Source organism: Streptomyces lonarensis, assembly GCF_012033735.1.
In the GTDB taxonomy this organism is placed as follows: Bacteria; Actinomycetota; Actinomycetes; order Streptomycetales; family Streptomycetaceae; genus Streptomyces; species Streptomyces lonarensis.
On record NZ_JAAVJD010000241.1, the window covers coordinates 1 to 7,640 of the forward strand.

Here is a 7,640-nt window from a genome sequence, read left to right on the forward strand (position 1 = left end):
CCGCCGGCGCGCCCGCCCCGGCACCGGCCGCGGACGGGGAGCCGGACCCGCCGCAGGGAGCGGCCGCTCCGGGCACCGGCGGGGGCCCGCCCCCGGGAGGCGGGGACGGCGTGGAGCTGGCCACCGTCCTGGCCGCCGAGCTGCCGCGCCACCACGGCCCGATCACGACCAGCATGGCGCCGGGAATCGACCGGGTCCCGGCGGAGGTGGCCGCAGCGCTGCGCGGCGCGATGGCCGAGGCGCTGCGCAACACCGCGCGCCACGCGGCGGCCTCCTCGGTCCGGGTCGGGTGCGAACGGGAGGACGGCCGGGTCGTGCTGCGGGTGGACGACGACGGCCGCGGCTTCGACCCCGCGGCGGTCCCCCGCCACCGCTGGGGGCTCTCGGGGTCGGTGGTCGGCCGGATGGCGCGGATCGGGGGCGCCGCAGCGGTCAGCTCCCGACCGGGCGGCCCCACCAGCGTGGTCCTGACCTGGCCGGCGCCGGACCCCGTCGGGCCCGAGCAGCCCCCGGCGGCAGCCGGCGCGACGGACGGCGACGCGACGGACCGCGGCGCGACGGACGGCGACGCGACGGACCACGGCGCGACGGACCACGGCGCGACGGCAGCGGGGGACGACGCGCACCGGTCGGCGCCCGCCGAGGAAACGGGCCCGTCGGCTGCGCAGCAGGAGGCGGCGCAGCAGGAGCCGGCTGCGAGGGCAGCGGCGGCGCGGACCGGGCCGGCGCAGGACGGCGCCGAGGCGGCGGCGCGGCGGGAGGCCGGGACCGATGGCTGAGCCGCAGCACCGCACGCCTCGCCCACCCGCCGCGGCGGCGCGGCCCCCGGCGGGCGGCGACGCCGCCGCCGCGGGCGCCGCTGCCCGGCAGGAGCTGCGCCGCTGCCAGGGCGCCACGGCGCGCTTCGGCGGCTACGGCATGCGGCTGGCGGGGCTGGTCATCCTGGTCGGCGTCCAGTTCGGGCTGGCGCTGCCGGGGCTGCTGGAGAGCCTGCCGGAGTACCGCGACCCGGTCGTGCAGTGGGTGGCGTTCGGCACGCTGAGCGCGTTGCTGGGGCCGGAGCTCTGGTACGAGCTGCGGCGCCGGCGGCGCCCCACCGGGTGGGTCACCGCCGTGCTGGTCGTCACCGTGGCTGCCACCGCCGTCTCGACGACGGGCCTCCCCTCCGGCGAGGAGTTCCTCGGCCGGGGGCACTGGTCCTACATGGTGGCGGGGTGGTTCATCGTCGTCCTGCTGCTCGACCGCCCGCTGCCGCAGGTGGCGGCCGGGCTGGGTGCCGTGCTGGTCATCACGACGGTGCAGCTGTTCGCGGCGGGCCTCCCCGACCGGGTGCTGCTGGCGGGGATGGGCACCAGCGTCGTCGTGATCTGCGCGTTCCAGCTCGCGGTGGCGGCGATCGCCCGTCGGCTGCGCGCGCAGGCCGCGACCGTGCAACGGGCGCGCCGCGAGGAGGAGCGGCTGCACACCCGGCAGCTGGTGGACGAGCAGCTCCACGCCGATCACCTGCGCCGCTACCGGGAACTGTCCGCCACCGCCCTGCCGCTGCTCGGCGGCATCGCCGACGGCTCGCTGGACCCCGCGGACCCGCTGGTGCGGCAGCGGTGCGCCATCGAGACCTCCCGGCTGCGGCGGTTGTTCGCGGAGCACGACGAGACTGCGGACCCGCTGGTGCACGAACTGCGGGCCTGCCTGGACCTGGCCGAACGCAGCGGGCTTCCGGTGCGGTTCGCGGTGCGGGGCAGGCCGCTGCCCCTGGCCCCGGAGGTGCGGCGGGCGCTGACCGAACCGGTGCTGCTCGCACTGGCCGGGGCCCGGGGCGACGCCCGGGTGACCCTGGTCCGCGATCCGGAGCGGGTGCGCGTCGGGGTGGTCACCGCCGCGCCCGGGGCGGACGACGCGTCCGCCGCCGGCGGCCCGGTGTCGACGCCCGCCGACCCCGCGCCCGGCACGTCGGGCACACCCGGCGCCGCCGACGGATCGGAGCCCCCGGCCGCGCCCGCGGTGCTGGTGCGCGAGGTCACCGACGAGGGCCGGCTCTGGGTGGAGGCGTCCTACCGGGTGCCGGTGGTCGGGCACGCCCCGTCGGAGACCGGGGAGGCGACGGGCGGCGCGCCCGTCGAGGAGCCGGCCGGACCGGCGCCCGCGGGCTGACCGCAGCGCGGCGCGGGCGGCGGGAGGGTCAGAGCTCCTCCAGCGCGACCAGACCGTCCTGGAGCGCGCGCGCCACCAGCAGCGCCTTGGTGTGGGCGGGCCGCCCGGCGTTGGCGTACTTGATCCGCACCCGGTCGAGGTAGGTGGCGACAGTGTGGACGGAGAGCCCGAGGCTCTGCGCGACCATCCGCTTGGACTCGCACTGGAACCACTCCAGCAGCACGTCCACCTCGCGCGGCGCCAGCTCCGGCCTGCCGGGCCGGGTGTCGCTGCCGAAGGCGCCGGCGAGGGCGGGCGGGGTGTACGGGAGGTTCTGGGCGGCGGCGCGGGTGGCGGCCACCAGATGGCGGTCCCCCTCGGCCTTGGTGAGGTAGGTGTACGCCCCGAGGTCCAGGGAGGTCAGGGCCACGTCGGCGCTGTCCAGCATGGTGTAGACGATGACGGCGCGGCCGTCCTCCGCCAGCTGCCGGAGCGCGTCGTAGGAGGGCCCGGTCCGCGAGAGCTGGAGGTCGAGCACGACCACGTCCGCCCGGCTGCCCGGACCGTCGAGCACGACGGCGGGGTCGGCGCCGGAGGCCACCACCTCGATGGGCGGTTCCGCCGCCGCGTACCAGGCGGCGAGCCCCGCCAGCACCGCCGGGTGGTCGTCGACGAGGGCGACGGTGGGGGCGGTGGGGGTGGCCGGATGGGGGCCTTCGGGTTCGGGCATGTGGGGGCTCCCTGTGACTCCGCGTCCCGGCACGGGCGGGCCGCGGCCGCGCCGGGGCCGTCATGGGTCGTGGCGCTGCCCCGGCGGTTGAACGGTAACAGGACGCACCGCCACGGACAGCGGCTCGTCCGTTTCAGCCAGTGCTCGGGAGGGTCCGCCGCGCGCCGCGGACGGGTCCGCTCCGTCGGCGCCGGGTCACCCGGCCGGAACCGTCGGGGCAGGCGGGGCGACGGGGTCGCGTGGGAACGCGCGCATCGAACAATACGGACCATCTGTCATATAGGAGCTTAAACTGACACTCAGTTACTCACCTTGGATGCATTCGATCCTTTGTGGCATTCGATCGCGGAAGGGGCTCCCCACATGCCCGCAGATCTCGCCATCCTCGGCCTGGGCCACCTCGGTCTGCCCGCCGCACAGGCCGCCACCGCCCAGTCCGTCGTCACCGTCGGCTTCACCGGCGATCCGCACGAGGCGGCCGCGCTGCGCGCCGGGCGCCCGCCCGTCGACGGGTCGCTCAGCGCCGCCGAACTCCGCCGCATGCTCGCCGTCGGCTTCACCGCCACCAGCGACACCGCCGTTCTCAGCCGGGTGCGGGCGGCACTGATCTGCGAACCGGCTCCGCTCGGGCCGGACCGCACCCTCGACCTCGACGGCATCCGGGCCGCGGCCCGCGCCCTCGCCCCCGGACTCCGGCCGCACAGCCTGGTCGTCCTGGAGACACCGGTCTACCCCGGCACCACCGAGGAGGTGGTGCGCCCGCTGCTGGAGGAGGGCTCCGGCCTGCGCGCCGGCCGCGACTTCCACCTCGCCTACTCCCCCAGCCGCGTGGACCCCTCCCGCGCGGAGACCCCCCGCGGCGACGCCGCCCGCCGCGAACCCGGCGCCGCACCGCGCGTCATCGGTGGACTGACCGCCGCCTGCACCGAGGCGGCGGTCGCCTTCTACGGGCGGCTCGCCGAGAAGGCCGTCCGGGCCCGCGGCCTCAAGGAGGCGGAGACGGTCAAGGTGCTGGAGACCAACTTCCGCCACGTCAACACCGCCTTCGTCAACGAGATGGCCGTCCTCTGCCACGACCTCGGCGTCGACCTCTGGGACGTCCTGCGCTGCGCCGAGACCAACCCGGCCGGTTTCCCGGTGTTCCGCCCCGGACCCGGCGTCGGCGGCCACAGCGTCCCCGTCGACCCCGGATGCCTGCCGACCGCCCGCCGCATCCCCGGCCACCCGCCCCGCATGGTGGAACTGGCGCAGGAGGTCAACGAGCGGATGCCCCGGTACGTGACCCAGCGGGTCGCGACCCTCCTCAACGAGCACGGCAAGTCCCTGCGGGGCGCGCGGGTCCTGCTGCTGGGCGTCACCTACCAGCCGGACGTGGCCGACCAGGAGGGCGCCCCCGCCCGGGAGATCGCCGCGCGTCTGAAGGACCTCGGCGCCGACCTGTCCTTCCACGACCCCTACGTCCTCCGCTGGCGCCCCGCCGGCCTCACCGTGCCGCGCGCCGACGGCCTCTACGAGGCCGCGGCCGACGCCGACCTCACCCTGCTGCTCCAGCACCACGGCGTGTACGACCTCCACGGGCTCGCCGCCAAGGCGCAGCTGCTGCTCGACACCCGGGGCGCGACCCCCGCCGGCGCCTGCCACCGGCTCTGACGGCCGGCCCGTCCGCCGCCCCGACCCTCCGACGGGCCGTCGGAGGGGCCGCGCACGCAGGGCCGCCCCGGACGTGTCTCCACGTCCGGGGCGGCCCGGGGTGCGGTGCGGCCGGAGCCGGGCGGCTCAGCGGGAGCGGGCCACCGTGACCTCGACGCGCTGGAACTCCTTCAGCTCGCTGTAGCCGGTGGTCGCCATCGCCCGGCGGAGCGCGCCGAAGAAGTTCATCGAACCGTCCGGGGTGTTGGACGGGCCGGTCAGCACCTCCTCGGTGCTGCCGACCGTGCCCAGGTGCACCTTCTTGCCGCGCGGCACGTCCTCGTGGACCGCCTCCATGCCCCAGTGGTGGCCGCGCCCGGGGGCGTCGGTGGCACGGGCCAGCGGCGAACCCATCATGATCGCGTCGGCGCCGCAGGCCACGGCCTTCGGCAGGTCGCCGGACCAGCCGACGCCGCCGTCCGCGATGACGTGGACGTACCGGCCGCCGGACTCGTCGAGGTAGTCGCGGCGCGCGGCGGCGACATCGGCGACGGCGGTGGCCATCGGCACCTGGATGCCCAGCACGTTGCGGGTGGTGTGGGCGGCGCCGCCGCCGAACCCGACCAGCACACCGGCGGCACCGGTGCGCATCAGGTGCAGCGCCGCGGTGTAGGTCGCGCAGCCGCCGACGATGACGGGGACGTCCAGCTCGTAGATGAACTGCTTCAGGTTCAGCGGCTCGGCGGCGCCGGAGACGTGCTCGGCCGAGACCGTCGTGCCGCGGATGACGAAGATGTCCACCCCGGCGTCCACGACGGCCTTGGAGAACTGCGCGGTCCGCTGCGGGGAGAGCGCCGCCGCGGTCACGACACCGGCGTCGCGGACCTCCTTCAGCCGCCGTCCGATCAGCTCCTCCTGGATCGGCGCGGCGTAGATCTCCTGGAGGCGCTTGTTGGCGGTCTCCTCGTCCAGCTCGGTGATCTCCTGGAGCAGCGGCTCCGGGTCCTCGTAACGGGTCCACAGACCCTCGAGGTTAAGGACACCGAGGCCGCCCATCTCGCCGATGCGGATGGCGGTGGCCGGCGAGACGACGGAGTCCATCGGCGCGGCCAGGAAGGGCAGCTCGAAGCGGTAGGCGTCGATCTGCCAGGCGATCGAGACCTCCTTCGGGTCGCGGGTGCGCCGGCTGGGCACCACGGCGATGTCGTCGAACGCGTACGCCCGGCGGCCGCGCTTGCCGCGTCCGATCTCGATCTCAGTCACGTTGTGGAACCTTCCGTACGGTCTGCCGTCTGGGCCAGTATCCCCGACGCCCCGGCGGTGGGCCGGGGCCGGGGCGGGCGCGCCGCGGGCCCGGCGGCTGCTGCCGACCGGGCCCGTGGGCGTGATGCGGTGAGCGGGCGGGCGGAACCGCCCGGACCGTGCGGGGCCGGGGCCCCGCCCGGTCAGCGCCCCGAGTAGTTCGGGGCCTCGGTGGTCATCTGGATGTCGTGCGGGTGGCTCTCCTTGAGCCCGGCCGCGGTGATGCGGACGAAGCGGCCGTCGCGCTTGATGTCCTCGACGGTGCGGCCACCGAGGTAGAACATCGACTGGTGCAGCCCGCCGACCAGCTGGTGCACCACGGAGGAGAGCGGACCGCGGTAGGGGACCTGGCCCTCGATGCCCTCCGGGATCAGCTTCTCGTCGTCGTTGACGGCCTGCTGGAAGTAGCGGTCCTTGGAGTAGGAGCGCGACTCGCCGCGGGTCTGCATCGCGCCGAGTGAGCCCATGCCCCGGTAGGACTTGAACTGCTTGCCGTTGATGAAGCGCAGCTCGCCGGGGGACTCCTCGCAGCCGGCCAGCAGGCTGCCCAGCATCACCGTGTCGGCGCCGGCGACCAGCGCCTTGGCGATGTCGCCGCTGTACTGGAGGCCGCCGTCACCGATGACGGGCACCCCGGCCGGGCCGGCGGCCAGCGACGCCTCGTAGATCGCGGTGATCTGCGGGACGCCCACACCGGCGACGACGCGGGTCGTACAGATCGACCCCGGGCCGACGCCCACCTTGATGCCGTCGGCGCCGGCGTCCACCAGCGCCTGGGCGGCGTCGCGCGTCGCGACGTTGCCGCCGACGACGTCGACGCCCGAGTGATTGGCCTTGATCTTGGCGATCATGTCGGGGACCAGCTTGGAGTGGCCCTGCGCGATGTCCACGACGATGAAGTCGACACCGGCCTCGACCAGCGCCTGCGCCCGCTCGTAGGAGTCACCGGCCACGCCGACGGCGGCACCGACGATGAGCCGGCCGTCCGCGTCCTTCGCCGCACGCGGGTACTTCTCCGCCTTGACGAAGTCCTTGACGGTGATGAGGCCCTTGAGCATGCCGGCGCCGTCGACCAGCGGCAGCTTCTCGATCTTGTGGCGGCGCAGCAGCTCCATGGCGTCCTGGCCGGAGATGCCGACCTTGCCCGTCACCAGCGGCATCGGGGTCATGACCTCGCGGACCTGGCGGGTCCGGTCGGTCTCGAACGCCATGTCGCGGTTGGTGACGATGCCGAGCAGCTTGCCCGCGGCGTCGGTCACCGGGACGCCGCTGATGCGGAACCGGCCGCACAGCTCGTCCGCCTCCTGGAGGCTGGCGTCCGGCCGGATGGTGATCGGGTCGGTCACCATCCCGGACTCCGACCGCTTCACCCGGTCGACCTGGGCCGCCTGCTCCTGGATGGAGAGGTTGCGGTGCAGCACGCCGACCCCGCCCTGGCGGGCCATGGCGATGGCCATGCGGGCCTCGGTGACCTTGTCCATCGCGGCCGACAGCAGCGGGATGTTCACGCTGACGTTGCGGGAGACGCGGGAGCGGGTACTGATCTCCTCGGGCGTCATGTCGGCCGGGCCGGGGACCAGCAGCACATCGTCGTAGGTCAGCCCCAGTGTGGCGAACTTCCCCGGTACTCCGTCGACGTAATCCGTCATGACACCCTTCCAGCCCTCTTGCTCTGCCCTTCGCCCCATGGTAGTGCCTGGCTCTTCGCCTTCCGCCCGGCCGCAGGGGCCTGCCCGTGGCCCGCGCCCCGCCTCACGGCGGCGGCGCGTCACTCCCGACGGTGCCACGGACACCCGCCCGGGCGGTAACCGGGTCCGCCCGGCGGGCGTCGCACCGCGGCCCGCCCGGC

6 protein-coding genes are annotated in these 7,640 nt (G+C 75.4%); 3 read left to right on the forward strand and 3 right to left on the reverse strand.

Annotated elements, in window-relative coordinates; translation table 11 throughout:
- Together HCN56_RS21515 and HCN56_RS21520 are read left to right on the forward strand one after the other, a co-directional pair.
- A partial coding sequence (locus HCN56_RS21515; RefSeq protein WP_209313024.1) for a sensor histidine kinase occupies positions 1 to 779 on the forward strand: 779 nt, incomplete at its 5' end.
- Positions 772 to 2,151, forward strand: coding sequence for a sensor histidine kinase (locus HCN56_RS21520; protein ID WP_167973632.1), 1,380 nt, complete (start codon positions 772 to 774; stop codon positions 2,149 to 2,151). The genes HCN56_RS21515 and HCN56_RS21520, both read left to right, overlap by 8 nt.
- A gap of 28 nt (positions 2,152 to 2,179) precedes the next feature.
- Here HCN56_RS21520 and HCN56_RS21525 read toward each other — a convergent pair whose 3' ends face one another.
- Positions 2,180 to 2,860, reverse strand: coding sequence for a DNA-binding response regulator (locus tag HCN56_RS21525; protein WP_167973634.1), 681 nt, complete (start codon positions 2,858 to 2,860; stop codon positions 2,180 to 2,182).
- Positions 2,861 to 3,223: 363 nt separating this feature from the next.
- On the opposite strand from HCN56_RS21525, the gene HCN56_RS21530 reads away from it, so the two are divergent.
- Positions 3,224 to 4,510, forward strand: coding sequence for a nucleotide sugar dehydrogenase (locus HCN56_RS21530; RefSeq protein WP_167973636.1), 1,287 nt, complete (start codon positions 3,224 to 3,226; stop codon positions 4,508 to 4,510).
- A 126-nt stretch (positions 4,511 to 4,636) separates the two neighbouring features.
- Here the strand turns inward: HCN56_RS21530 and HCN56_RS21535 are convergent, their stop codons facing one another.
- Both HCN56_RS21535 and guaB read right to left on the reverse strand, forming a co-directional pair.
- Complete coding sequence (locus tag HCN56_RS21535) at positions 4,637 to 5,752, reverse strand: GuaB3 family IMP dehydrogenase-related protein (protein WP_167973638.1); 1,116 nt, start codon at positions 5,750 to 5,752, stop codon at positions 4,637 to 4,639.
- A gap of 182 nt (positions 5,753 to 5,934) precedes the next feature.
- On the reverse strand, positions 5,935 to 7,440 hold the full coding sequence (guaB, locus tag HCN56_RS21540; protein ID WP_167973640.1) for an IMP dehydrogenase: 1,506 nt from the start codon (positions 7,438 to 7,440) through the stop codon (positions 5,935 to 5,937).
- Positions 7,441 to 7,640: the final 200 nt, after the last annotated feature.

Bases quoted from the DNA above. Each gene is read 5' to 3' on its own strand.
- HCN56_RS21520 (WP_167973632.1), top strand. From the start codon at position 772: ATGGCTGAGCCGCAGCACCGCACGCCTCGCCCACCCGCCGCGGCGGCG.
- guaB (WP_167973640.1), bottom strand. From the start codon at position 7,440: ATGACGGATTACGTCGACGGAGTACCGGGGAAGTTCGCCACACTGGGG.
- HCN56_RS21525 (WP_167973634.1), bottom strand. From the start codon at position 2,860: ATGCCCGAACCCGAAGGCCCCCATCCGGCCACCCCCACCGCCCCCACC.
- HCN56_RS21530 (WP_167973636.1), top strand. From the start codon at position 3,224: ATGCCCGCAGATCTCGCCATCCTCGGCCTGGGCCACCTCGGTCTGCCC.